This is a genomic window from Paenibacillus larvae subsp. larvae (genome assembly GCF_002003265.1).
GTDB lineage: Bacteria > Bacillota > Bacilli > Paenibacillales > NBRC-103111 > Paenibacillus_H > Paenibacillus_H larvae.
The window spans coordinates 631828-655947 of the sequence record NZ_CP019687.1 but is presented as its reverse complement, the minus strand read 5'-3'; the positions used below and the strand labels follow the sequence as shown (position 1 = coordinate 655947).

27 protein-coding genes and 1 pseudogene are annotated in these 24120 nt (G+C 46.4%); 1 reads left to right on the top strand and 27 read right to left on the bottom strand.

Going from position 1 to position 24120, the window contains the following annotated elements; all coding sequences use genetic code 11:
* Positions 1–2: 2 nt before the first annotated feature.
* From BXP28_RS03680 to BXP28_RS03595, 18 genes and pseudogenes are all read right to left on the bottom strand, one after another.
* Complete coding sequence (locus BXP28_RS03680; protein WP_051427801.1) at positions 3–350, bottom strand: hypothetical protein; 348 nt, start codon at positions 348–350, stop codon at positions 3–5.
* A gap of 41 nt (positions 351–391) precedes the next feature.
* Positions 392–1795: a flagellar assembly protein A gene (locus BXP28_RS03675; RefSeq protein WP_036654029.1), complete on the bottom strand. Its 1404-nt coding sequence runs from the start codon at positions 1793–1795 to the stop codon at positions 392–394.
* A gap of 26 nt (positions 1796–1821) precedes the next feature.
* Positions 1822–2610, bottom strand: coding sequence for a FliA/WhiG family RNA polymerase sigma factor (locus BXP28_RS03670; RefSeq protein WP_023484703.1), 789 nt, complete (start codon positions 2608–2610; stop codon positions 1822–1824).
* 15 nt (positions 2611–2625) lie between these two features.
* Positions 2626–3060: a hypothetical protein gene (locus tag BXP28_RS03665; RefSeq protein WP_023484704.1), complete on the bottom strand. Its 435-nt coding sequence runs from the start codon at positions 3058–3060 to the stop codon at positions 2626–2628.
* Positions 3061–3063: 3 nt separating this feature from the next.
* Positions 3064–3558, bottom strand: coding sequence for a chemotaxis protein CheD (locus BXP28_RS03660; RefSeq protein ID WP_023484705.1), 495 nt, complete (start codon positions 3556–3558; stop codon positions 3064–3066).
* Entirely contained in the window at positions 3555–4172 is a 618-nt protein-coding gene (locus BXP28_RS03655) for a chemotaxis protein CheC (protein ID WP_023484706.1), read from the bottom strand. Before BXP28_RS03655 ends, BXP28_RS03660 begins: the two co-directional genes overlap by 4 nt.
* A gap of 3 nt (positions 4173–4175) precedes the next feature.
* Positions 4176–4637 carry a chemotaxis protein CheW gene (locus tag BXP28_RS03650; RefSeq protein WP_023484707.1) on the bottom strand — a complete coding sequence of 154 codons (462 nt, stop codon included), beginning with the start codon at positions 4635–4637 and terminating at the stop codon, positions 4176–4178.
* A gap of 69 nt (positions 4638–4706) precedes the next feature.
* Positions 4707–6763 (bottom strand): annotated as a pseudogene (locus BXP28_RS03645) (chemotaxis protein CheW).
* Positions 6764–6850: 87 nt separating this feature from the next.
* The gene (locus tag BXP28_RS03640) at positions 6851–7993 is read right to left on the bottom strand and encodes a protein-glutamate methylesterase/protein-glutamine glutaminase (protein ID WP_023484709.1); all 1143 of its coding nucleotides are present in this window, start codon (positions 7991–7993) and stop codon (positions 6851–6853) included.
* 28 nt (positions 7994–8021) lie between these two features.
* Positions 8022–8900 (bottom strand): MinD/ParA family protein, encoded by an 879-nt coding sequence (locus tag BXP28_RS03635; protein ID WP_023484710.1) that lies wholly within the window; start codon positions 8898–8900, stop codon positions 8022–8024.
* Entirely contained in the window at positions 8893–10275 is a 1383-nt protein-coding gene (flhF, locus tag BXP28_RS03630; RefSeq protein ID WP_023484711.1) for a flagellar biosynthesis GTPase FlhF, read from the bottom strand. The genes BXP28_RS03635 and flhF overlap by 8 nt, the downstream gene beginning before the upstream one ends.
* Positions 10272–12305, bottom strand: coding sequence for a flagellar biosynthesis protein FlhA (gene flhA, locus BXP28_RS03625; RefSeq protein WP_023484712.1), 2034 nt, complete (start codon positions 12303–12305; stop codon positions 10272–10274). Before flhA ends, flhF begins: the two co-directional genes overlap by 4 nt.
* Positions 12306–12330: 25 nt before the next feature.
* Positions 12331–13422, bottom strand: a complete 1092-nt coding sequence (flhB, locus tag BXP28_RS03620) for a flagellar biosynthesis protein FlhB (protein WP_024094272.1) — start codon at positions 13420–13422, stop codon at positions 12331–12333.
* A gap of 41 nt (positions 13423–13463) precedes the next feature.
* Positions 13464–14243: a flagellar biosynthetic protein FliR gene (fliR, locus tag BXP28_RS03615; protein WP_036654025.1), complete on the bottom strand. Its 780-nt coding sequence runs from the start codon at positions 14241–14243 to the stop codon at positions 13464–13466.
* 12 nt (positions 14244–14255) lie between these two features.
* Complete coding sequence (gene fliQ, locus BXP28_RS03610) at positions 14256–14525, bottom strand: flagellar biosynthesis protein FliQ (protein ID WP_023484715.1); 270 nt, start codon at positions 14523–14525, stop codon at positions 14256–14258.
* Positions 14526–14547: 22 nt separating this feature from the next.
* The gene (gene fliP, locus BXP28_RS03605) at positions 14548–15315 is read right to left on the bottom strand and encodes a flagellar type III secretion system pore protein FliP (RefSeq protein ID WP_023484716.1); all 768 of its coding nucleotides are present in this window, start codon (positions 15313–15315) and stop codon (positions 14548–14550) included.
* Positions 15308–15949: a flagellar biosynthetic protein FliO gene (locus tag BXP28_RS03600; RefSeq protein ID WP_023484717.1), complete on the bottom strand. Its 642-nt coding sequence runs from the start codon at positions 15947–15949 to the stop codon at positions 15308–15310. Before BXP28_RS03600 ends, fliP begins: the two co-directional genes overlap by 8 nt.
* Positions 15950–15984: 35 nt before the next feature.
* Positions 15985–16347, bottom strand: coding sequence for a response regulator (locus BXP28_RS03595; RefSeq protein ID WP_023484718.1), 363 nt, complete (start codon positions 16345–16347; stop codon positions 15985–15987).
* Positions 16348–16475: 128 nt separating this feature from the next.
* Here BXP28_RS03595 and BXP28_RS03590 point away from each other — a divergent pair, with 128 nt between their 5' ends.
* Positions 16476–17699: an IS256 family transposase gene (locus BXP28_RS03590; RefSeq protein WP_023483236.1), complete on the top strand. Its 1224-nt coding sequence runs from the start codon at positions 16476–16478 to the stop codon at positions 17697–17699.
* A 72-nt stretch (positions 17700–17771) separates the two neighbouring features.
* Here BXP28_RS03590 and fliY read toward each other — a convergent pair whose 3' ends face one another.
* The 9 genes from fliY to BXP28_RS03550 all read right to left on the bottom strand — a co-directional run bounded on the left by fliY (position 17772) and on the right by BXP28_RS03550 (position 24095).
* Complete coding sequence (gene fliY, locus BXP28_RS03585) at positions 17772–19019, bottom strand: flagellar motor switch phosphatase FliY (RefSeq protein WP_023484719.1); 1248 nt, start codon at positions 19017–19019, stop codon at positions 17772–17774.
* Positions 19009–20007: a flagellar motor switch protein FliM gene (gene fliM, locus BXP28_RS03580; protein ID WP_023484720.1), complete on the bottom strand. Its 999-nt coding sequence runs from the start codon at positions 20005–20007 to the stop codon at positions 19009–19011. Before fliM ends, fliY begins: the two co-directional genes overlap by 11 nt.
* Before the next feature lie 42 nt (positions 20008–20049).
* Positions 20050–20334 (bottom strand): flagellar basal body-associated FliL family protein, encoded by a 285-nt coding sequence (locus BXP28_RS23825; RefSeq protein WP_023484721.1) that lies wholly within the window; start codon positions 20332–20334, stop codon positions 20050–20052.
* Positions 20335–20343: 9 nt separating this feature from the next.
* A complete protein-coding gene (locus tag BXP28_RS23820; protein WP_235430643.1) occupies positions 20344–20502 on the bottom strand; it encodes a hypothetical protein in 159 nt (52 codons plus the stop codon).
* Positions 20502–20723 (bottom strand): flagellar FlbD family protein, encoded by a 222-nt coding sequence (locus tag BXP28_RS03570; RefSeq protein WP_023484722.1) that lies wholly within the window; start codon positions 20721–20723, stop codon positions 20502–20504. The genes BXP28_RS23820 and BXP28_RS03570 overlap by 1 nt, the downstream gene beginning before the upstream one ends.
* A 52-nt stretch (positions 20724–20775) precedes the next feature.
* Entirely contained in the window at positions 20776–21588 is an 813-nt protein-coding gene (gene flgG / locus BXP28_RS03565) for a flagellar basal body rod protein FlgG (protein WP_024094279.1), read from the bottom strand.
* A gap of 88 nt (positions 21589–21676) precedes the next feature.
* Entirely contained in the window at positions 21677–22066 is a 390-nt protein-coding gene (locus BXP28_RS03560) for a TIGR02530 family flagellar biosynthesis protein (RefSeq protein ID WP_023484724.1), read from the bottom strand.
* On the bottom strand, positions 22063–22656 hold the full coding sequence (locus BXP28_RS03555) for a flagellar hook capping FlgD N-terminal domain-containing protein (RefSeq protein WP_052752953.1): 594 nt from the start codon (positions 22654–22656) through the stop codon (positions 22063–22065). Before BXP28_RS03555 ends, BXP28_RS03560 begins: the two co-directional genes overlap by 4 nt.
* Before the next feature lie 35 nt (positions 22657–22691).
* Complete coding sequence (locus BXP28_RS03550; protein ID WP_023484635.1) at positions 22692–24095, bottom strand: flagellar hook-length control protein FliK; 1404 nt, start codon at positions 24093–24095, stop codon at positions 22692–22694.
* Positions 24096–24120 lie beyond the last annotated feature (25 nt).

Below are 24120 nucleotides of genomic sequence, written 5' to 3'. Positions count from 1 at the left end.
TTTCATGATGGAGAAGTAAAAAGTTTTGATTCTATAAGGATAAATCGATAAAGCGTCCTTTGTAGGGATGCTTTAATCGGGGTGCATTCGTTTCTTGATCTTCGGCTTGATCTGTATTTCCTTCCTCCCTGCGACCCATTCTGTCCGCGTTGTCCGTCATCCTGAATCCCGGAAGCCCCTGATTTATCCACCTCTGTGCTTTGCCGGAGCTTCTTCTCTGCCAGTTTCATCGTTTCCTGTCCCGTTATGACCTGGTCTTCAGACGGTTTTTGCATCATCTGATGCTGTTTTAGTCCGGCCTGGTCATTTTTATGTATGGCAAGCTGTAAATCAATCGAATGAAAGCTCATAACCATTCCTCCATCGACGCCTGCTTAATGTTACTATCTAATTATAAATTGGCGATTGAAATATCTCCGTCTGCCAGAACAAATTTGATTTTACTGATAGGGTCTTTTACAAATCGTGTGTAACGGCCTATGACCACTTTCGTTCCACCGTATACAATAGAATTCACCTGTACTTGAGCCTGATTCGTCTCTTCCAGAGACTGCTCCAATTCCAAAATGCGTTCTTTGATCTCCGCCTGCTGCTGCACCATCTGTTTTTTGGTCCGGCTCAGCCTTACTCTCATTTCCAGCTTATCTCCCGTTAATTGCCCTGCTGCAGCAAGCTGGTCCAATAAAGCAACCGCTTTATCCGTTTTCATTTGATGGTCCATTAATTCTTTAAGCTGTTGTCTGAGCCCGGAAAGTTCATTCCGGAGTTGAGGCAACACTCCTACCTCAATGACAGTAACCGTGGACAAGGAATTTCCAATTGTCCTCGCGCTAACGAGCTCTCCTGCCTGAATCGTCCCACCGACTATCAGTCCCTTCGCACCACTGCATTGGACGGTTTTACCTGCCCTCAGCATAGAATGCATGATGCTCTGATTCACCACGATGGAATCCCCGGCTTCTACATAAGCATCTTGAATAAAAGAGCTTTTCACATTCATTCCGGCGATTATACGCGCCTTATTGTGGCCTAGAATGCCTGCTGTAATATCAACAGAGCCTCCAGCCTTCAGTTCAGCTGCTTCTACACCCCCGACTATCCTGATATCGCCGGATGCCTTGATCCGAAAGCCCAGAAGCACATTTCCCCGAATAACTACGGTTCCCACAAAATCAATATTTCCTATATTATAGTCAACATCCCCATTAACTTCGTAAACAGGAAAAACATTGATCTTTCCTCTGTCGGTTTTGGTTACGAGCCCATCAATAGTGGCATACAAATGCATTTGTTCAGCATCTGCTACTGCATTTTTTCCTATGCGAAAACGGGCTTCTTTCGGCTTTTTGGGAGGTATGGCCTCGCCGGTGACGGTCATTCCCGGGCTTCCATCACGGCCTGCAATCCTTTTGGCGATCAACTGGCCCTTCTTTACATTATTAAGTATCGTAACTTCTTTGTAGTTTACCCGGCCATCCGCAGTTTCCATAGGTTTTTTCTCCTGACGGCTCAATTCGTAAACATATTCAATGTAACCGTTTGTCCCGTTTACAGGCTTCTTCCCTTCGGCAATTACCGTTTTTTTATTCAAAAAGGCCCGGGGGTTCGCAACAATCTGGTATAAGACCTGGTCACTCAGACCGCTTACGATCGTATTTGACCGCAAAAAGGCCCGAAGCTCATCCATAGAGAGAAGCATGTCCTCTTCCACATGCAGAACTTCCAAGTAAGCGATCAGTTTATCTTCCGAGATGGTTACGTTCATCAGCTTGTCCAGAATGCCAGAACTTAACATATCATCATACAACCTTTCTGGTATAATCAACTATCTTGAAAAAGTTGAATCTTGTATTTGTTCAGCGTCCCCCTCAGTCGTAGAATAGCTTTAGAATGTAATTGGGAAATGCGGGATGGAGAAAGACTCATAACCTCCGCGATTTCGCTGAGCGAGAGTTCTTCAAAATAAAACAGCGAAACAACGATTTTCTCTTTTTCCGTCAACTTCTCGATCGCTCTCGCCAAGGTTTCTTTTAAATAAAACTCATTAACTTTATATTCAGGGTTTTTTGCCTTTTCGTCAATAAGTAATGATAATCTTGTTTCAGATTCTTCCTCTTTAATAGGGTCATCCACAGAGCAAATAGAGGTTACATTAATTTCCTGGAGCATCTGCCGGAATTCTTCTTCCTCCACACCTAAGTATTCGCTGATTTCCGCATCCGTTACAGTTCTTAAATAGTGCTGTTCAAGCTTTTGATAGGCATCTTCTATTTTTTTGGCTTTTTCCCGAAGTGATCTTGGAACCCAATCCCCTTGTCTGAGCCCATCGATGACTGCCCCCAGGATTCGCCAAGAGGCATAGGTTTCAAACTGCAGCCCCCGGGTATGATCAAATTTCTCCACCGCATCCATCAGCCCCAGTACTCCGAAGCTTGCCAGATCTTCCTTGGCCACATTCCTCGGCAATCCGTTAGACATCCGGCTGGAAACATAGTCCACCAGCGGCAGGTATTGCTCCAGTAAAGACTGCTTGGCCTCCAAGCAGCCCGCTTCTTTCCATGCCTTCCATAACTCTTCGTGAGCAAGGCGGGATTGTTTCTCTTGAATCATGAGCATTCACCATCCTTATTTCTCTGACAAATGACGGAGCGCATCAGACAGTTGAGCAGCATCGGACTGATTAAGTTTCGATAACTTCGGAGGAGTAAGTGGTGAGAACTCCTCTTTGTCGGATGTAGGTGCTTTGGAAGATTTTTCCTTATCTTCCCCGGAAGACGATACCGGAAGGTTGGAGACTGTCTCTTCTTCCAGTGGTGTAGTTAAATCAATATGTACTCCTTTGGACGAATCGTCCTCCTGTTCTATGTGCTGCTGTTCGGTATAGTTGAGAATTATTCCAAATACCCATCTAAAGACAAACATGAGTGCGAACAAAATAATAAAACTGTATATGCTGCGTATAAGTGTAGTTAACAGGACATTATCAAATAATGAAAAAGTAAAGGTAAGGGCAAAGGCAACAATAGATACGGCAAAGTTCCAGCTAAGCGATCCGATCATTGTCTACAATTCCCTATTGCCTTTCTGTACACTTCGTATAATGAGGACACCTGTCTCACAAAGTAATTCAATGGTTCTCCCATAATTTCCACCCGTATCTTCGCCTTTCACTTGTATGTTAAAATCATGCAGTGCCGCTTTACATGCTTCTACATTTCTGGGGCCGATCCTCATGGTATCCGCTTGTCCCGGTAAAGCAAACATTTGCGCTCCTCCTGCCAGCTTGGCCTGCATTCTGCTTACAGAGGCCCCGATTTCGGTCATCCGGGTTACCAGTTCAGGAATCGCGGTATCAGCAAACTTGGCTTTATTCAAATTTCCAGCCTTCGCAATGGAGGAGGACGGCAGCATCACATGCGCCATTCCGGCAATCTTGGATAGGGGGGCATATAAGGTTACTCCTACACAGGACCCCAATCCGGTTGTTCTCAGCACTCCGTGCCCGGTCACAATATTTAAGTCAGCCATCCCCACCTTAATAAGCTCCTGTTGAATCATTTGCCTACTCCAAGTGCGGAAAAAATCATGCCGAACGATTCCGGATCCGGAATAAGAAAGAAGTGGCCCCGTACTTCTTCCTGTCCTTCTAAAAATTTAGTATCAATAAGCAATGCCTGGTCTCCCATCTGACCGAACTGCAGGAGTCCAAAGCTGAGAACGGCCCCCGCCATGTCAATAGCCAGTGACGGAACCGTCGGCGAAAGGGAGAGCCCCGTAAAATCCGCTAATGATGAAACGTAGGAACCGACTAAAATGTTGCCGATTTCCCCTAATGCCGAATATTCCATTTCGGAAAATTTTTCATAACTTGTAATATCCATTCCCGCCATACTCCGTAATAAATTTTTGGCGGAAGCGGTGTCCATGATAAAAAACATGTTCCCCGGCGCATCCCCCAGTACCCGCAGGAAAACAGCAAGGACAATCTGCTCGTCGCCCCCTACGCTTTCGGCAATAGATTCGAAAGGTACCAGCCTTACACTTGGTACCGTCATATCTACCGGTTTACTGAGGAGGGTGGACAAGGCGGTGGCGGCATGACCTGCCCCTATATTGCCCACCTCTTTTAACACATCCAACTGGAAATCAGCTAATTGCCTGAGCTCTTCCACGGCTTAACCCTCAAACTGTTCCAACTGAATGATTTCTTCTTTATTTAAAACCTGTTCCAGGTTCATCAGGACAAGCAATCTGTCCTCGCCAATTTTGGCTATTCCATCCAAATACTTCGCCTTAATTCCTCCTACTACTTCCGGAGGGGTCTCCACTTCATCCGTATTGATGTCCAGCACGTCATTAGCGGAATCCACGATCAAGCCTACTTCCATCTCATTAACTGCTACAATGATGATGCGGGAACTATCGGTTTCTTCAGATGCCGGCAGCCCAAACCGTGTACGAAGATCAATAACGGGGATAACAACTCCCCGCAGATTCATTACACCTTTAACAAAAGCCGGGGTTTTGGGTACACGAGTTAACGGAACCAAGCGTTCGATGGTACGGACTTTGTCCACTTCCACACCATATTCCTCATGCGCCAGTGCAAATACGATAACTTTTTTTTCCTCACCCATATATGACCCTCCTGATACTTGATAATTTGCGTACTGATTCAGGTAAACCTGTAACTCCCGGGAGTTTACCTATTTGATTATGGTATTAGTGTCAATGATTAAAGCCACTTGCCCGTCTCCTAAAATCGTAGCCCCGGAGACAGCGAAAAGCTTGGTCAGATAGGACCCCATTGTTTTGAGAACAATTTCCTGCTGTCCAATGAATGAATCAACCATTAAAGCAGCCAATTTATCCCCTTTGCGGATAATAACTACTTCCGTCTCATCCTCCTCTTCTTCCGAATAATCCGGCACATCAAGAAGTTTGCTTAATGAAATGAGCGGAATGACATTTCCTCTGAAATGCATCATTTGACTTCCCTGAACAACATGGACCTGTTCCTTCGTAATAAGGGAAGTCTCCACGATAGAGGATAATGGAATCGCATATTTTTCATTTCCAAGCTGAACTAGCATGGCGGAAATAATCGATAATGTAAGGGGCAGCTGTACAGAAAATTTAGTCCCTTGCCCAGGGGAAGATTCAACTAGAACATGTCCGCCCAGCGACTGGATTTTTGTTTTTACTACATCCAGACCGACGCCCCGGCCGGAAATGTCGGAAATCTCTTTAGCTGTGCTAAAGCCGGATTCAAAGAGAAGCTGATGCACAGCATGATCAGGCATTTCAGCCGCTTCCTCCGGAGTGACAAGTCCGTTTTGAATGGCTTTGCCCAGTATCGCTTCCCGATTGATTCCTTTTCCGTCATCCTGAATTTCAATCATGACATGATTGCCGCTATGGTAAGCCTGAAGCTTCACAATACCGGTCTCACTTTTGCCTGAAGCAACACGTTCAGCCACAGTCTCCACACCATGGTCAACAGCATTTCTCAACAAATGAACAAGAGGATCTCCGATTTCGTCAATAACAGTCCGGTCCATTTCCGTATCTTCCCCGCTGATTTGAAGGTCAATCTTCTTATCCAGCGTTTTGGCGATGTCCCTTACCATACGCGGAAACCGGTTAAATACGGTCTCAACAGGCACCATGCGCAGATTAAGAACAATATTCTGTAAATCTCCGCTGACACGAGACATATGCTCAACGGTTTCAAGCAAATCTGCCCGCTTGATTTCACCGGCCAATTGTTCCAGTCTTACCCGGTCAATCAGCAATTCACTGAAGAGATTCATCAGGGAATCGAGTTTTTCTATGTCAACCCGGATAGTGCGCCCAGCCAATGGTGCATTTCCGGACGCCTTAGGCTTTTCCGCACGCTTAGACTGAGCAGCCTCCTGTTTGACCGGAACCCCGGATGCAGCCGTTTCGGCTTTGGCTGTTTCCCCCTGTTGTGCTCCAGGACCGTTTTTTTGCTGCAGCATTTGTTCCAGTGAAGTCTGATCCAGCAGGGTCACGTTTACCCCTTCTACTTCAGACACAGATTCAATCTGATTCTTCAAAGTATCTGTTTCGATCTCTCCAATGTGGAAAACAGCAAAGGAACACTCAAACTTCTCCTGTTCAATATCTTCTACGGGGGGATAGACTTGACCACTTCCCCAGCTTGGTCCATCACATCAAACACCATGTAGGCCCTGGCCGCTTTCAACACACAATCTTCACGGAAAGTCACCTCGATGTGGTGAACTTGAAGACCGGACTCCATGGACTGCAGAAGGACGGACTGCTGAAATTCATCAAGCAGCAAATGCTCGATCTCAGCCGATTGACCAGTGGAAGCGGCTCCTTCGCCGGACTCATAATCTCCTGAAACAATAGATTTCAGGGAAGCGACAATCGCCTTTACATCGGACTGTCCCGTTCCTCCTTGAATAATGTCCTCCACCATCGCCTCAAGAGCGTCGAGACTCTGAAATAAACAGTCAAATATGTATGCATTCATCTGAATCTGGTGGTTACGCACCAAATCCAGCACATTTTCCATCTCGTGAGTCAGCGATGCTAGGTCTTCAAACCCCATGGTGGCTGACATTCCTTTCAATGTATGAGCAGAGCGGAAAATGGATTGGACCAAACTGATATCATCGGGGCTGTTCTCCAGGCTGAGCATATTGTCGTTCATGGCCTGGAGGTGTTCTTTTGATTCATCGATAAACATGGACAAATATTGATTCAGCTCCAACAAAACACACCTCCATGTAACTTTTGTATAGACAGCTTGCTTTACGTGTTTTTCATTCTGATCATGCTGCAAATCAGGTTGTCAGTTTCAACAGGATACTGCCTGTACCAACTTTGATGCAATTTCGTGAAGGGGGAGCACAAACATAGCGCCGCCCATCTCCACGGCAGTTCTTGGCATTCCATAAACAACACATGTTTCTTCAGATTCAGCTATTGTCGTCATAGCCCCCGCCCGCCGGAGTGCAGTAAGCTCTCTTGCACCATCACTACCCATGCCTGTCATAAGGACAGCGTGCCGCTTGGCAGCTTGAAGCGGGAGCAGAGAATGAAACAAAACGTCCACTGACGGGCGATGCCCTGACTTCGGTTCCTCTTTATTCAGCACAATGCGGTAAGAACCGTTTTCGGCTTTGCCCACTGTCATATGCATTCCTCCCGGGGCGATATAAGCATGCCCGGAATAGGCAATCTCGCTGTCAAGAGCCTCAGTCACCCGAATCTCACACAGATCATTCAGTCTTTTGGCCAAAGATTGTGTGAATTTTGGCGGCATGTGCTGAACAATGAAGATAGGAGCGGGAAACTCCGCCGGGATTCCCTGAAGTACTGTTTGCAGCGCTTTGGGGCCTCCTGTTGATGTTCCAATTGCTACAAGATGGTCCACACAAGGGGTTCCCCCGTTTTTAGGTTTTGCCGGCATTTGTTTTTTTCCAAGAAGCGCCGACACACTTTTGATACGTTTTAGGGTGCCAGGCCGGACCGGCTCATTTGGTTTCTTGATCTCAGCTCCGGAAGTCTGAAGAGCCGTTCTCGCTATCCCTGCTTTGGACTGGGCCGCAATATGCAGCTTCTCATGCAGCTGCTTTTGCACTTTGTATAAATCCAGCGAAATAGAGCCTGAAGGCTTGCGGATAAAATCTACTGCACCAAGCTCGAGAGCACGGATGGTCTCAGACGCCCCTTCCTCCGTCAAGCTGCTGAGCATGACAACAGGAGTTGGACATTGTTTCATGATTTTTTCCAGCGCCTGAAGTCCATTCATAATAGGCATTTCAATGTCCAAGGTAACGACATCAGGCTTAAGCTGCACAATTTTTTCAATGGCTTCCTTGCCATTTTTCGCCGAATCCACTACTTGAAACTGGGATGATTCCATGATCAGATCCGATATGATTTTTCTCATAAACAAAGAATCGTCCACAACAAGAACCTGGATGGGTGGTGCCATAGTTTTCCCCCCGATTGTCTCTAAGTTGTTATTTCCGCCAGCCGATTAATTTCCCCCAAAATTGCTTCCAGGTGCGCTCACTGGAATGTCCCAGCCTATGACCGTTCAAAAACCGGTCCACAAGAGACTCCAAGTCTCTGGAAGCCGAAGCATTCGGGTACGCCACCAAAAAAGGGGTCTGTTTTTTTACAGCCTTGCTTACATGGGTATCGTCTTCCAAAAAACCAAGGGTAGGAATCTGCAAATGTAAAAATCGTTCCGCCACCAATGTGATTTTATCTGCCGTCTGCCTTCCCTCTCTGAAAGAAGATACCCGGTTAATTACCAATTTGAAGGATACCTTATGCTCCAACTGATGAATCATCTTAATTATTGCATAAGCATCGGTTATGGATGTGGGTTCCGGCGTGGTGACCACAATCGTTTCCTGTGCTGCCAGGATAAACTTCAGCGTTTCTTTGGACAAACCCGCACCTGTATCGAAAATAATAAAATCATAATACCCGTATAGAGAATTCACCTGATCAGCAAAATCATTTAGTTCGGCCTCGGTCAGCTGAAGCAGATCGTGAAAACCCGATCCTCCGGCAACGAGCCGAAGTCCGTAAGGTCCTTCGTGGATAATCTCTTGAATCTTCTTTTCCCCTATTAACAAATGATAGAGATTATAGGGGGCTTGTGTACCCAGCAGCACATCAATATTGGCCAGTCCGATATCGGCATCAAATACGAGTACCTGATAACCGCGTTTGACAAGGGAAAGAGCGAAATTTAAAGTGAAATTGGACTTGCCCACACCGCCTTTTCCACTTGTAACGGTTAAAATATGCGTATTTCTGACAGCTTCCGCCGGCTTGCATTCCCTTCTTCCCACAAGGTCTCTCAGACGTGCCGCCTGATCATCCATGGGAGTAGCCCTCCAATAAAAGCTCTACTATTTTGTCTTCATCTGCCAGGGTGATATCATCCGGGACATTCTGGCCATCTGTCAGGTAGGAAAAAGGTAATTGGAAATCACGCTTTAAGTTCACGAGAGTACCATAAGTCGCTGTTTCGTCCATTTTAGTGAACAATACTTTGTCTACCCCGAATTTGATAAAGTTTTCGGTAATAACCCGAATATCCTCATATTTCGTTGTCAGGCTTAATACAAGATATGTCTCAGTTTCACCGCATGATTGAAGCAGCGCATTCAGTTCAGAGACGGCTAGCTCTTTTCGGAAATTTCGCCCGGCTGTGTCCATAAAGATCACATCAACATCTTGTAATGCTTCAAACGCCCTTGGCAAATCCTGGGGGGAAAATACTACTTCAAGCGGCACGCCCAGAATATTGGCATAGGTTCGCAGCTGCTCAACGGCTGAGATCCGGTAAGTGTCCGATGTAATAAAGCCTGCTTTTTTATGATGTTTCAGCACCTGTTCAGCAGCGAGCTTGGCAATAGTCGTCGTTTTCCCTACCCCGGTTGGTCCGACAAAATGAATCATTTTCGCTGTCCGGGAAACAGGAGAAGGGCTGCCGTCACGGTTAAACCAATCTTTTAACTGCGAAGCAACCGACTGCCTGAGCTCATCCGGAGTCCATGTTGTTTGTGCACCCGCGGCGGCGGAATCCGCTTGATTAAGCAGTTCTTCAATCCACTTCGGATCAATCCCCTGGTTCCGGAGATGACGCTCCATACCAGCAAACGGCTCTGCCCTGGAAGGGGGCGGCTGCACCCCCACCGCTGACATTTGGGCCATCATAGCTTTCATCTGCTGGATCTCCGAAAGCAGTACATCTTCCCGTGAAGAATGCGGTACCTCCGGTTCCCCTGCCTGATCGGATGTTTCTGCTGCCTCCTCCCGGAAAGCCTTCATTTCGCTTAAAAAAGCGGTGCTAAGTTGAGACACCTCCTTTACCGCTTCAGCTGGTTGATCGTGCGGGGAGGAAACCGCCACAGCCGCTTTATAAGCCTTGGGCACTGTAGCGGCGGGAACTGCCGGTACTGGCTTAACCGGTTCCGGTTGTGCGGGCTGCTCCTTTTTTGCCGTGGCCGATTTGGCCGGTACTGCGGCAGATTTAGCCTTGGGTCTGGAAACAGGCGGCTCTTTGGCCGTCTTCACCGTATTCTCCTGCTCTATCGCAGCGATAACTTCAATTCGTTTTTTGCTGAAAAAGCCCAGGAACCCGCCGGACCGAATTTCTTTTGTATTCATAATAACTGCATCCTTGCCAAGATCTGTTCTTATTTTTTGCAGGGCATCCGGCATGGAATCAACTACATAGCGCTTCACTCTCATAAGTTCACAACCCCTACACTTTGAATTTCCACATTAGGCTCCAATTCACTGTAGGACAGTACAGGGATTTCCTGCATTGTGCGTTCCAGCAGTTGTTTCACATACATGCGGATTGTTGGTGAGGTTAGAATAATGGGCTGATGCCCGGAATGAACCATTTTGCTAATCTGTTCATTAAGCTTATGAAAAATAATCTGGGATGACGAAGGGTCTAAAGCCAGATAAGAACCTTGCTCGGTCTGCTGTACCGACTCTGCAATTTTCTTCTCCATGGCAGGGCCTACAGTAATGACCCGCAAAGCGTCTTCCTGACTTGCATACTGTTGGGTAATCTGTCTGGACAGGGCCTGCCTTACGTACTCCGTCAAAATATCCGGATCTTTCGTATAGGCGCCATAATCGGCCAGGGATTCCAAAATCGTAACCAGGTCACGGACAGAAACCTTTTCCTTAAGCAAGTTGGCCAGCACCTTTTGTACATCGCCAATAGTGAGCACATTCGGGATCAAATCATCCACAAGAGCCGGATAAGTTTCTTTCACATTTTCGATAAGTGTCTTTGTTTCTTGACGGCCGATGAGTTCGTGGGCATGTTTTTTAATAACTTCTGTCAAGTGGGTTGCTACAACAGAAGGCGGATCCACTACCGTATAACCGGACAATTCCGCCCGTTCTTTGGTTGGCTCGTCAATCCATAAAGCCGGCAAGCCAAATGCAGGCTCCGTCGTTTCGATACCGGATACCGTTTCATCATCTACACCAGGACTCATCGCCAGATAATGATTAAGCAAAAGTTCGCCTTTTGCGATGATATTGCCTTTTATTTTGATGATATATTCGTTAGGCTTCAGCTGGATATTGTCACGTATCCGGATAACTGGTACGACTATACCGAGCTCAAGAGCACATTGCCTGCGGATCAGGATAATGCGATCAAGCAGATCTCCTCCTTGGGAAGTATCCGCAAGAGGGATAAGTCCGTAGCCGAACTCGAATTCGATAGGATCCACCTGAAGCAAACTGATCACACTTTCCGGACTGCGTACTTCTTCGATCTGCTGTTCTTCCTCCATTTGCTCCTCCTGTTCCTGCTTTTGCTGGAGGTTTTTCTCCATCTTCCAGGCCCCGGCAGCAAGCAGCAGAGCAATTGGAATTGTCGTATACCAATGTATCGGTGTAAAAATACCAAGAAAAGCTAATGTTCCGGCAACGATATATAAAAGCTTGGGATAGGACGTGATCTGATCCGTGATATCACTTCCCAGATTTCCCTCTGATGTAGCCCGTGTAACGATAATGCCCGCAGCTGTTGAGATCAGCAGGGCCGGAATCTGACTCACGAGACCATCCCCGATTGTCAGGATGGAATAGGTCTCGGCTGCCTCTGCAAGTGACATCCCCTTCATGGTCATACCGATAATCAAACCGCCGATAATGTTGATGAGCAGAATGATGATACCCGCAATGGCATCGCCTTTTACGAATTTGGTTGCACCATCCATGGCTCCGTAGAAATCCGCCTCTTTTTCAATCTTCTGGCGCCGGGTTCTGGCTTCTTGTTCGTTGATTAATCCCGCATTCAGATCCGCATCAATACTCATCTGCTTCCCAGGCATCGCATCGAGAGTGAACCTCGCAGCCACTTCGGCAACACGTTCAGACCCTTTAGTGATTACGATAAATTGCACAAGGACCAATATTATAAACACGATAAAACCAACTACAATGTTGCCGGCCGCTACGAATTTTCCGAACGTGGCCACCACATTCCCCGCTTCTGCATGAGCCAGAATATTTCTTGTGGTGGAAATATTTAGTGCAAGCCGGAACAATGTAGTAATCAGGAGCAGGGAAGGGAAGATTGAAAACTGCAGCGCCTCTTGAGTATTCATGCCGATCAGAATAATCGTGAGTGCGATCGTGATATTAAGAATCAGCAGAACGTCAAGAAGAGCGGGCGGAATCGGTACGACCATCATTATGACAATGGCAATGACGCCGATCAGCACAGTAAGTTCTTTTGGTTTCATCTGTCATATAGCCCCCCTTTCTTCCTTACATCTTCCTGCCTTTTGCTTTGTAAACGTAAGCCAGTACTTCCGCAACAGCCTGGAACAAGTCTGCCGGAATGGCCTGGCCAATCTCTACTTGCGCGTAGAGCGCGCGGGCAAGTGGTTTGTTTTCCATGATGGTAACTCCATTTTCCTTCGCGACCTCTTTAATCTTGAGGGCAATCAAATCTGTTCCTTTGGCAATGACAGCCGGCGCCTCCATTTCTGCAGCATCATAGCGGAGAGCAACAGCAAAGTGAGTCGGGTTTGTGATGATCACATCCGCTTTCGGCACTTCCTGCATCATCCGCTGCATGGCCATCCGGCGCTGTCTTTCCCTGATTTTTCCTTTTATTAACGGGTCCCCTTCCGATTTTTTGAATTCGTCCTTAATCTCTTGTTTGGACATTCGCAGGCTTTTTTCATATTCAAATTTTTGATACATATAGTCCAAAGCCGCTATAGCAATAAGCACTCCCCCAATTTTTAGTCCTAGTTGAACTGTTAGCGAACCAATGTAGGGCAGCATATCCTGTAACGGTACATGGCCTAGTGAAATGAGCTTATCTTTTTCTCCCCAGATCGTCATCCAAACAATGGCCGCAATCACGATCATCTTAATGGTTGACTTCAAAAAGTCGATGATAGCACGCAGGGAGAAAATGCGCTTGGCCCCTTCGATCGGATTGATTTTATTGAATTTCATCTTTAGCGGTTCCCCTGTAAACAAGAAACCGATTTGTGCATAGTTGGCAAAAAAAGCGATCACTACAGAAATAATAAAAATAGGTGCAAGAAGCAAAAAAGCTTCGCCGATCAAGTGCAAAAACATCATTTGAACGTTATTGAGCGTCACGTTCATAACTAAATCATGTTCCAGGGTGTATGTAACAAGACCAAGCAGCCTGTCCTTCATAAAACCGCTGAACAACAAAAGTCCCAGAAAGGTGAAAAATAATATCAGGGAAGCCGGAATTTCCATACTTTTGGCAACCTGACCTTTTTTCTTAGCTTCCTCACGCTTTTTGGGGGTCGCCTTTTCCGTCTTTTCCCCTGAAAACAATTGTAAATCCACCTGCAGCCTATATCTGGACACGGTAACCCTCCTTGTGCCGATTTCAGATTCAGGCTGCCCGTTCACGATCCGGAGAACAGCTGCAATCCGTTTTTCATCCAGGCAAACATAGTCGTGAATACTTTCTCAAACATCGATCCCAGCTCAGGCAGCAGCATCAGCAGAAGAACAAAACCGAGCAGCATTTTAAAAGGAGCCCCCACAACAAAAATGTTAAACTGCGGCGCTACCCTGGTTAAGAGACCCAGCCCCAGATCCGTGAGGAAAAGAGCGGCCGCAATTGGAGCTGCCAGTTGGAAAGCCAATCCAAACATCGTAGTAAAAGACCGTACTATCCATTCTGAGACCTGCCCTTCAAAGACGCGGGCAAAAACCTCATTCGTCATTGGCACCCAGTCATAGCTGTTCATAATCGCTTGAAGAAGCAAATGATGGCCATTAAACGATAAAAAAAGCAAGGTGGCGATCATGTATTTGAAGTTCCCCAGAATCGGGGCTGATGCTCCTGTCATGGGATCAATAACATTGGCAATACCAAACCCCATTTGAATATCAATAAAGGAACCTGCAATCTGAACGGCTGTAAAAAATAAGTAAGCGACAAATCCAAGGGTGATTCCCACTAAAATTTCCCGAAAAATGGCCAGCAGATAAGTCCCGTCCATCGTTACCGGGTTATTCATCCCTAATGCCGTAAACACAATCAGGGTAATAACGAGGGATAGTCCTATCTTGAATTGAGAAGGTACATTCCGGGAAGAAAATGTGGGAACTACGACAAAGAACGCCGTAATTCGACAGAAAACGAGCATAGCATTAGGCAAAAGCTGTAACCATTCCATTGCATCCACTGCCTATCCGATGAATCGGTGCAGGTTGTTTAACAAATTAAATGTATAATCAACCAGCGTGTTCAGGATCCAGGGGCCGAATATGATAACCGAAAGCAGTACTGCAATAATCTTTGGGACAAAAGCGAGCGTCTGCTCCTGTATCTGTGTTGTTGCTTGGAATATACTGACCAGTAGTCCCACTACCAGGGCTATGATAAGCATTGGTCCGCTCGCTTTTAGAACGGTATACACAGCATCACCAGCCAGCTTAATAATAAATTCCGAACTCATGGTTTACCTCCTCCATCACACTTCATGTGTGATAGCTGACCAGCAGCGACTTTACGACCAGATACCAGCCGTCAACCAGTACAAAAAGCAAAATTTTAAACGGTAAGGATATCATGACCGGAGGCAACATCATCATTCCCATCGCCATCAACGTACTGGAAATAATCATATCGATAACAAGAAACGGTATGAAAATCATAAAGCCCATCTGAAAGGCCGTTTTCAGTTCGCTGATTGCGAATGCCGGAACTAGTGCGGCTATGGGTGTATCTTCTGGCCCGTTCGGTTTTTCCGCGTTTGAATAGTCAAGGAATAACTGAAGGTCTTTCGGCCTCGTATGACTCCACATAAACTTTTTAATCGGTTCTGCGGCTTTTTCCAGGGCCTGGGTCTGGTTTAGCTCCCCCTTAATGTACGGCTGGACTGCAACCTGGTTAATATCTCCAAGTGTAGGAGCCATGATAAACAGGGTGAGAAAAAGAGCAAGTCCCACCAGCACTTGGTTAGGAGGCATCTGCTGAGTTCCCAGGGAAGTCCGGACAAAACCGAGAACGATCACAATCCGGGTAAAACTGGTCATTAAAATCAAAAATGCAGGCGCCAGACTTAATACGGTAAGCAGAAGCAATATGGTAACGGTGCTGGACGCACCATTCACACTGTCACCACCCACTTTAATGTCAATGCCGGGAATAGGGGCTGCCGGAGCCGCATTAGCGGTTAAATCCGGAATGGATATCGCGATCAGCAAGCCCGTTACACCAGCAAACAACCATTTCTTTTTACTCATGTTCATTCAACCGATCTGTTTGTTTTTCATCTTGCATCCATTGCTTCATTTTCCGCTTGCGCTCAGTGACGTGCTTCATTTTATCTTCAAACACTTCTTGAAACGAAGTTCCCGTGAGTTCTTCCTCTTCCACTACTTTTCCTGATTTTCTGCCTTTCAGCCACTGCAGCACTGACGGAAAGCCTTCCACACTTGTTCCCGGCCCTGTTAACTGTGCCGTAATCAGCGCGACCTGATCCGGGTTATCGACTTTTTCTAGAAGCTGAATATTGTCCCCTACCCCTACGATGTATAAGGATTGTCCGATTTCCACAATTTGGATCGACTTGTTTTGTCCAAGCGGTACTCCTCCCAAGGAGCGGATCGCTTTATGAAAGAGAAGATTGTTTTTTTTAGCCAAAACCTTCATGATGGCGAAGAAAAGCCCAATGATGATAAGAAGAAAAAAAATCACTTTAAGCATCATCATAAAGGTGTCCCCTGTTTCTCCGCCACCTCCTGGCATGGTTTCGGTCTGGTTCGGTAAGGAAGATCCTGAAGCCGGCTCACCGTAACAAACAGGTGCAACCCATGCCAACTGAGTCCAAAGAAAAGCCGCAGCCAGCAACAGTCGTTTTATGTGTTTTTTCAGCATGTCACATTCCTTTCAGCGGTGAAAGCCGATTCATCTTACCCTAAAGTTTTCTTTATCGCTTCAATAACACGGTCAGCCTGGAAAGGCTTTACGATAAAGTCTTTGGCCCCGGCTTGAATCGCATCAATCACCATAGCCTGCTGGCCCATTGCTGAACACATAATCACTTTTGCACTCGGGTCCATTTTTTTTATTTCCTTTAATGCCGTAATTCCATCCATTTCCGGCATGGTAATATCCATGGTGATCAAGTCAGGTCTGAGTTCTTTAAATTTTTCTATGGCTCCATTGCCATCGTTGGCTTCACCGACTACCTCGTATCCATTTTTTGATAAAATGTCTCGAATCATCATTCTCATAAATGCTGCGTCATCTACGACTAAAATACGGTTTGCCATTACTAAACAGTTGAGTCCGTATAATTGTGTAAAAAGCTAGGTTCCAAAAAATGAAAGGAGCCATATTCATAGCCCTCAGTTAGAATAATGTTGGGACACAAAATTCTAAATATACGAGGTGTTATGAAATGGCTCAATACCAGATTAACGTAGATTCGCAGCTTTTGCATCAACTATTTTTGGGAAATTCTCAGGATGCGGGTGTAGCCAAGCTGCTCGAGTCTGTACTGAACCAAGTCTTACAAGCACAGGTGAGTGAACAAGTGGAAGCAGATCGTTATGAACGAACAGAGAATCGAAAAGCGTACCGGAATGGATCGTATCCACATGGGCTGCATACGCGGGTGGGAACCATTACACTAAGTGTTCCGCGCATCCGTGGCGGGAAGTTCACGACAGAGCTCTTTAGTCGTTACCAGAGAAGTGAACAAGCGTTAATCTTAGCGATGATGGAAATGGTCGTAAACGGCGTCTCTACGCGTAAAGTCTCGCAAGTAACCGAAGAACTCTGCGGAACCGAGTTTTCTAAATCCACTGTTTCAGACCTTTGTAAGCGGCTGGATCCCATCGTAACTGCTTGGAATAATCGAAGCCTGGCAGACAGCCTCTTTCCGTTTGTTCTCGTAGATGCGATGTATCTCAAGGTCCGTGAAGACGGTCGTGTACGCTCACGAGGCATCATGATTGCCATTGGTGTAAACACCGAGGGCTATCGTGAAGTCCTTGGCCTGATGCTGGGTGACACAGAATCTGAAGCAAGCTGGAGTGAGTTTTTCAGCTCTCTAAAAGGACGTGGATTACGAGGTGTGGATCTCATTACCTCCGACGATCATGGCGGCCTTGTACGCGCGGTACGGCAGCAGCTGCAAGGGGTAACATGGCAGCGATGCCAGACTCACTTCACGCGAAATGTATTAGAAGCCTCACCCAAAGCCTTGAAGGATGAGATCCATGGCCGTCTACGGTCGATTCTAGATGCTCCTGATACTGGAACGGCAAGGTTTTTATTAAAACAGACCTTAGCGGCTTATGAAGATAAGGCGGGTAAGGCGATGGGCGTGCTGGAAAGCGGATTTGACGATGCTACCGCCGTCTTAATGCTGCCAGAGCGTTACCGAAAACGGCTGCGCACGACAAATAGCGTTGAGCGTCTCAACGAAGAGGTTAGACGCCGGGAACGTGTCATTCGCATCTTCCCAAACCGTGAATCCGTGATTCGTCTTATTGGTGCTCTATTGATGGAACAGGATGAAAAATGGGCAGCCGGCAAGAAATATCTCGACATGACCGAGTACATGGAATGGCGGAAGGATCGGCCAAAGTCCGATGCCAAAGTGACTCGCATTATGTAGCACAGTCTAGCTGAGGGAATTTACACACAAATTTGGACTTGATCTTACTAAACAGTCCTCCTAAAAATTGTGTTATTGAATCTTCTGGATACGGTCAAACTGACTGACGATATCTGTGACGCGAACCCCAAAGTTTTCATCGATAACTACTACTTCGCCTTTCGCAATCAGCTTGTTATTCACAAGGATATCGACCGGTTCGCCAGCGAGTTTGTCTAATTCCACAATCGAACCCTGCTGCAGTTCCAAGATATCTTTAATCATTTTGTTGGTTCTTCCAAGTTCCACTGTTACTTTAAGCGGAATATCAAGAAGCAGATTCAAATTGGTTTCATCTGCCTGGGCGTAGCCTCCAGCTTGCAAATTGGAAAACTGCACAGGCTGGACATTGACGTTACGCTGCATCATGCCCGAAGATGCCGCCGGCTCTTCTTTGTATGCAGGCGAAGCCAGATATGCAGATCCTCCTTCATGCGGCTGTTGCCTGGCCGGCGGTGCCTGGGTATAGTCATGTTGTGAAGCAGGCATAGGTGGCTGAACCTCCTTTTCTTCCGGGATGGAAGCCGAAGAAGTCAGTTCCGGTTCCATCGTTAAGGCTGCAGCTGTTTCCTCTTCTGTCTGGGTACCCTCTCCAAGCATGTTGGAAACCATTTCTTTGGAGAAGTCTACAGGCAGGAGCTGCATAATCGTGGAATCTATCAAATCGCCTATAGTCAGGCGGAATGATATTTTAATAAATACGTCTTCGTCAGGTAAATTTCCTTCTCCTTCGGACAAACGCATAATATCAATTCCCGGTGGCGAAATATTCACAAGTCGGTTAAAGATTATCGACATCGAGGTGGCTGATGATCCCATCATCTGGTTCATCGCCTCCTGAACGGCACTTAAATGAATTTCACTCAGCTCATCCGTCTCCGGATGTCCGTCTCCGCCCATCATCAAGTCAGCAATTACTTGTGCATCACTTCTTTTAATCACGAGCAGATTGATGCCATGAAAACCATCTACATATTTTACATGGACTGCCACATGAGGCTTCGAGAATTCGTTCACGAGGTCCTCACGTGCAATGACTGATACTTTGGGAGTAGTAATTTCGACTTTCTTTCCTAATAAAGTAGATAATGCCGTTGCTGCGCTGCCAAACGTGATATTTCCAATTTCTCCAAGGGCGTCCTGTTCCAGGCCTGATAGAAAGTCTTCCACAGCCGGAGAATAACTGCTGCCGCCTTCTGATGAATCGGAACGGTCATCGGATGTCTGCATAAGCAAAGCATCTATCTCTTCCTGAGAGAGATAATCCTTGTTATTCGTCATATTCCTCTTCTCCTTCGCTTACAGGTTCATTAATCTGAACAGCCATTTTCCCCCTTACGGTACCTGGACTGCCGGTATATTTATATTTATCGCCAATCCGAATCTTTAAGGGTTCGTTCACGGGCTTTTGCAATGTAATTACATCCCCGACGGATAAGTTCAAAAACTCATGCACGGTAATGTGTGAGCTGCCCAGTTCTGCAACAAAAGGAAGCTTAGCCTGATTTAGGCGGAATTGTAAGGCTTCCACCTCTTCCGGAGCCCGGGACTTCTTCTGCGACACGAACCAGGAATGAACGGATAGCCTTGGCATAATCGGTTCAATAACCACATGCGGAATACAAAGGTTAATCATACCTGTCGTATCCCCAATTTTAGTGCTAAGTGAAATGAGTGCTATCGTCTCATTCGGCGATACAATTTGCATAAACTGCGGATTCGTCTCCAGCGCTTCCAGCCGGGGCTGAAGGTCCACCACCGTTTTCCATGCTTCTTGAAGACTGTCAAATGCCTTGCTGAAAATTCTCTCCATGACAATTGTTTCAATTTCGGTTAAAGCATTGATCTTGGAGGGAGAAACTCCTACACCACCAAGCAAATGGTCAAGCATGGCATAAGCTACGTTAGGGTGAACCTCCATAACCATCCGCCCTTCCAATGGCTCTGCCTCAAAAATATTCAGAATGGTCATTTTCGGAATGGAACGGATAAATTCATCGTAAGGAAGCTGTTCAACCTGAACCACATTAATTTGCACAAACGTTCTTAGTTGGGCTGAAAAATAAGTGGTTAAATAACGGGCAAAATTCTCGTGAATACGTGTCAAACTGCGAATATGATCCTTGGAAAACCGGACTGCCCGCTTAAAATCGTAGGACCGGATTTTCCTCTGTGTCTCTTCTTTTTTCAGCTCTTCCGCATCCATCTCTCCTGAGGAAAGAGCCGCCAATAGAGCATCTATTTCATTCTGAGACAAAACATCTACCATAAGTGTCACCCCCTTGATCCCGTTAAACGGATACCGTTTCTGCTATTGGACCACGATATCCGTGATGCTGACTTGTCTGACTTTCCCTTCCTTTATCTGGTCGTTAATTAATTTTTCCAGCGTTTTCGTCAGATTATCTTGTCCTTTGCTGCCCTGTACCTGCTCGGCTGTCATATCGGACAGCGTCCGGATAATCGTCCCCTTCACTCTGGAATCTAGCAGGTTTTCAAGATCGGCCTTCGCCTTTTTACTGTCCATTTCAAAAGCAAAACTGACTTTTACAAACGTCCCGGGAGAAGCCAGGTTGGTTGTTACGTCTTTGACCAAAACGGTCTGTTACTTCATTTCGGCCGTCGTTAGCGCCTTACTGGAACTTTCACTGCTTCCCTTGTCTTTGTTGTTCAAAAATTTGAAAGCAAAAATAGCCGAAACCAAAACCAGCGAAATGGCTAGCAGGATTGAGATAAGTATCAGGAAAAATCGGTTTTTAGCCATTACGACCCCTCCGTATTCATCGACTGAATTGTAGTATGTATGGTGCCAATTTTTTGCATATAGGCTTGAATCAGTCCGATGACCGTTTCTGCCGATTCCAGCACCATGATCTTTTTTCCGGTGGTAAGCGAGATGACGGTATCGGGCGTTTCTTCAATGGTTTCGATCAAAAGCGCATTGATTACAATGGCTTTACCATTTAATCGTGTGAGGGAAACCATATGCTCCTCCTAAGATAAGAGGGGAGAGGACCTCCCCTCTATGGATTCAATCTTATCGTTTCAGGTTGACAACTTCCTGCAGTACTTCATCGGAAGTGGTGATAATGCGGGAGTTGGCCTGGAAACCGCGCTGGGCAACGATCATTTCTGTAAATTCACTGGTCAAGTCTACATTGGACATTTCCAGCGAGCCTGTCATAAGAGTTCCCGTTCCGGTTTCTGCGTTCTTGGGAGTTGAAATTCCAGGGTCTCCATCGTGAGCGTTTGGAGTTAATTCGAATAAGTTGCCTCCTACTTTCATCAGTCCGGATGGGTTGGTGACTTTTACGACACCGATTTGGCCAATCGTTTCTTTTTCGCCTCCTTTTAAAATTTGTGTAATAGTACCATCCGCTCCGAAAGAGTAGTCGGTCATATTTTCACTAAATTCGATTGGATCCCCGTCCGAATTTAAAACAAGCATGCCATCAGCGGTTACCAGACGCCTTTGCGCATCTACTTTAAAATTTCCTGCGCGGGTCAAATAATATGTGTCGGATTCTGAAGAAGTTTTTACCGCAAAATATCCGTCTCCTTCAATTCTCATGTCCGTTTTTACGTACGTATTCATTGCACCAGTATTTGTATGAAGGGTATCAATAGAAGCTACCGTACTGCCAAGGCCGATTTGCTGTCCGTTTACTCCCCCTTGCGTATCAGTTGGTCCTGTTGCCCCTCTGATGGTTTGACTCATCAGATCCTGGAACATGACACGGCTGCCTTTAAATCCGATTGTATTTACGTTTGCGATATTGTTGCCAATGACGTCCAACTTGGTTTGAAATCCTCTCATTCCGGAAATACCGGAATACATTGATCTTAACATACACATTTCCTCCCTAAGATTTGAGATGATTGAGCCGCTTCTGTCGATCTGCTGGCTCGAGGCTTCCACGCTTGGGCCAGCCTCTTTATTAGGAAATAATAATCGCACTGTCTATTTTCGTAAACATACGATCCTTCATCGAAGTAGCATCCATTGCCGTTACGACAGTTTTGTTCGGAACGTTGACGATCAAGGCTGTACCGTCCAGCATCATCAGAGAATTTTTAGCCCCTTTGGTGGCGGCCTTATCCATAGCTTTGTCCAAACGGCTTAGCTGTTCCGGAGTAAGCACAATGCCCCTTTGCTTAAAACGCATTTCAGCATGATGGCTGAACGTAACCAGGTTTTGCTGAAGGAACTGCTGAAAGCTCGAAGCTGGAGGATTGTCATAGTCCCTAGTAGATGCGGAGGCAGTTCTCCCCGAAGCCGGAATAATCCGCTTATGAAAAAACTGTCCTGCATGAATACGATCGGTCATGCTTTATCCGCCCCGAATATTTCTGGTTTCCCGGTTTTATCGTTTGGTTTATCGGGTTTTTCACCTGGTTTGTCGGGCTTTTCACCTGGTTTGTCGGGCTTTTCACCTGGATCCGGCTCAGGAGCTGGTGAATCGCCAACTCTGGTGATAAGATCAATGGGAATTTCCTCTTTTCCGATTACCACATGAGCCATACCATTTTTCATGATAATCGCATCCACAACCCCTTGTTTGGTTATGACTTCCTGTTTTTCATTCACCGTCAAATAGCTGACATGTTTTCCTATCAAAGTGGATGCACCGCCCAATGATTGCCGAAGATCATACATTTGTTCCGCCATAAAAGTCATCTGTTCCACGGCTGTGAACTGGGCCATCTGAGCAATAAATTCCTTATCGTTCATTGGATCCATAGGGTTCTGGTTTACCAATTGGGCAATGAGAATCTTAAGAAAATCGTCTTTCCCGAGCGATGAATTGCCTCCGCTTCGCATCGTCTTTGTCTCGGATTTCTGGTTTACTGACAACTTATCCCTTGTCTTTACCTCAAAGTTTTTTAGGTCACCCGCAGTTCGCAATATGTCTGCCATTTCTTCACCTCCACTCTTCTAATGAAACCGGCTGCTTACACACTTGCTCCAAACGCATTGCCGTATGTCGCACGCCTCAGTTCTTCACGCAGCTCAATTTCCTCAGAAGCAGTAAGCAGTTCCTCACCAAAAAAGGTCCTTGTTTTTTGTTGGCTGTAAGACTGCTTGGAACCTTGCTGCTGCCTGTTGTCCTGGAACATGCCGGATGCTTCGCTATTATGCGTCACTTCCAGCTTCTGCACCTGAATTCCCTGCTGCTGCAAAGTCTGTCTGAGCTGGACCAGTTGGCTTTCCAAGGCATCCTTTCCGGCCATGGTTTCCGCTACAAACTGGGCAACAAGCTGACCCTGGTGCATCAAAATCTTCACTTCCACATGGCCCAGCTGCCTCGGGTACAGGGTCAGTTTGGCTTCCGAAACTCCTTCTTTCATCATGAACTTCATCTGATTTTTAAGCAGATGCGTACTCATCTCTTCGGCAAACCGTTTGGCGTTCATGGCGAGCTGTTCGGTTTCCGCTGTTTCTGTCTGGCCCAAGGCTTTAAAAGGGTCTTGAAGAGTCTGCTGAAGTACAGGCTCTGCGGATTCCTGTGGTGCATTCTTTGCCAGAAGGCTTCCTGTTTCCTCAACAGGCTGCTGCAAAGCTGTTCCATATCCGCTTTTTGCTGCCATCATTTCCAAAGCTTTATTTGCTTGTAGTTGGGTTGCAGGCTGCTTTTCGGAAATTGTCTGAACCTTAATCTCGACATTTTCTGCACCTGTCATGCTGTCCGGTTTGGCAGGAACGTTGTCCGGTTTACGAGAAGCAGCCGGCGTGATTGCCCCCTTTTGTACATCCGGTTCCGTTCCTAAGTCAGAAATGTTCAAGGGATTTCCCGCACGCTGATCCTCTTCAGCAAATGTTGCCAAAACAGGCTGGACAACAGCGGCCAATTCATCCGCCAGATGCCGAATAACAGGATTGCCTGATTGCGTGTGCTGCAGTGTCATCAGATCCAACAGTACTTGCTGGGCTTCAAGAAGATCAACCGGCCTAGTCATCTCGGCTTCTTGACCGTTCCAGGAGTTCAGCACATCTGCCGTTTCTTGAATCCATGCCTGGAAGTCCGGATTCTGCAGCAATTTGGAGGCGACCTCTTCATTCTGATTCAACAGGCCCAGCAAAATTTCGGGTATTTGCATCTGTCCGTCTACATGCTGGCCGGCACCTGCTTCTTCTATTGAAGCTGTCTGCAGCGGCAATATACTAAGCAGAAAAGCTGCTGGCAAACCGCCTTCATCCGTCTTTTCCTCTTTCATCAAATTATCCGGCTGACCGCCAAGCAGATCGGAAAAAGAGGTTCCGCCAGCCTTATCACCAGCTCCTCCCGTTTTGCCTGACAGATCTTTAGGCAAACTTCCTCCGGATACCAAAGCGGTTAAAGCATTCATCATATCCATGTCTTTTTCACCTCCTTTCCCTGTA

Coding starts and splice junctions, on each gene's coding strand:
- BXP28_RS03680 (WP_051427801.1), bottom strand. CDS start 350: ATGAGCTTTCATTCGATTGATTTACAGCTTGCCATACATAAAAATGAC.
- BXP28_RS03675 (WP_036654029.1), bottom strand. CDS start 1,795: ATGTTAAGTTCTGGCATTCTGGACAAGCTGATGAACGTAACCATCTCG.
- BXP28_RS03670 (WP_023484703.1), bottom strand. CDS start 2,610: ATGATTCAAGAGAAACAATCCCGCCTTGCTCACGAAGAGTTATGGAAG.
- BXP28_RS03665 (WP_023484704.1), bottom strand. CDS start 3,060: ATGATCGGATCGCTTAGCTGGAACTTTGCCGTATCTATTGTTGCCTTT.
- BXP28_RS03660 (WP_023484705.1), bottom strand. CDS start 3,558: ATGATTCAACAGGAGCTTATTAAGGTGGGGATGGCTGACTTAAATATT.
- BXP28_RS03650 (WP_023484707.1), bottom strand. CDS start 4,637: ATGGGTGAGGAAAAAAAAGTTATCGTATTTGCACTGGCGCATGAGGAA.
- BXP28_RS03640 (WP_023484709.1), bottom strand. CDS start 7,993: ATGGCACCACCCATCCAGGTTCTTGTTGTGGACGATTCTTTGTTTATG.
- BXP28_RS03635 (WP_023484710.1), bottom strand. CDS start 8,900: ATGGATGATCAGGCGGCACGTCTGAGAGACCTTGTGGGAAGAAGGGAA.
- flhF (WP_023484711.1), bottom strand. CDS start 10,275: ATGAGAGTGAAGCGCTATGTAGTTGATTCCATGCCGGATGCCCTGCAA.
- flhA (WP_023484712.1), bottom strand. CDS start 12,305: ATGAAACCAAAAGAACTTACTGTGCTGATCGGCGTCATTGCCATTGTC.
- fliR (WP_036654025.1), bottom strand. CDS start 14,243: ATGGAATGGTTACAGCTTTTGCCTAATGCTATGCTCGTTTTCTGTCGA.
- fliQ (WP_023484715.1), bottom strand. CDS start 14,525: ATGAGTTCGGAATTTATTATTAAGCTGGCTGGTGATGCTGTGTATACC.
- fliP (WP_023484716.1), bottom strand. CDS start 15,315: ATGAGTAAAAAGAAATGGTTGTTTGCTGGTGTAACGGGCTTGCTGATC.
- BXP28_RS03600 (WP_023484717.1), bottom strand. CDS start 15,949: ATGCTGAAAAAACACATAAAACGACTGTTGCTGGCTGCGGCTTTTCTT.
- BXP28_RS03595 (WP_023484718.1), bottom strand. CDS start 16,347: ATGGCAAACCGTATTTTAGTCGTAGATGACGCAGCATTTATGAGAATG.
- BXP28_RS03590 (WP_023483236.1), top strand. CDS start 16,476: ATGGCTCAATACCAGATTAACGTAGATTCGCAGCTTTTGCATCAACTA.
- fliY (WP_023484719.1), bottom strand. CDS start 19,019: ATGACGAATAACAAGGATTATCTCTCTCAGGAAGAGATAGATGCTTTG.
- fliM (WP_023484720.1), bottom strand. CDS start 20,007: ATGGTAGATGTTTTGTCTCAGAATGAAATAGATGCTCTATTGGCGGCT.
- BXP28_RS23820 (WP_235430643.1), bottom strand. CDS start 20,502: ATGGCTAAAAACCGATTTTTCCTGATACTTATCTCAATCCTGCTAGCC.
- BXP28_RS03570 (WP_023484722.1), bottom strand. CDS start 20,723: ATGGTTTCCCTCACACGATTAAATGGTAAAGCCATTGTAATCAATGCG.
- flgG (WP_024094279.1), bottom strand. CDS start 21,588: ATGTTAAGATCAATGTATTCCGGTATTTCCGGAATGAGAGGATTTCAA.
- BXP28_RS03560 (WP_023484724.1), bottom strand. CDS start 22,066: ATGACCGATCGTATTCATGCAGGACAGTTTTTTCATAAGCGGATTATT.
- BXP28_RS03555 (WP_052752953.1), bottom strand. CDS start 22,656: ATGGCAGACATATTGCGAACTGCGGGTGACCTAAAAAACTTTGAGGTA.
- BXP28_RS03550 (WP_023484635.1), bottom strand. CDS start 24,095: ATGGATATGATGAATGCTTTAACCGCTTTGGTATCCGGAGGAAGTTTG.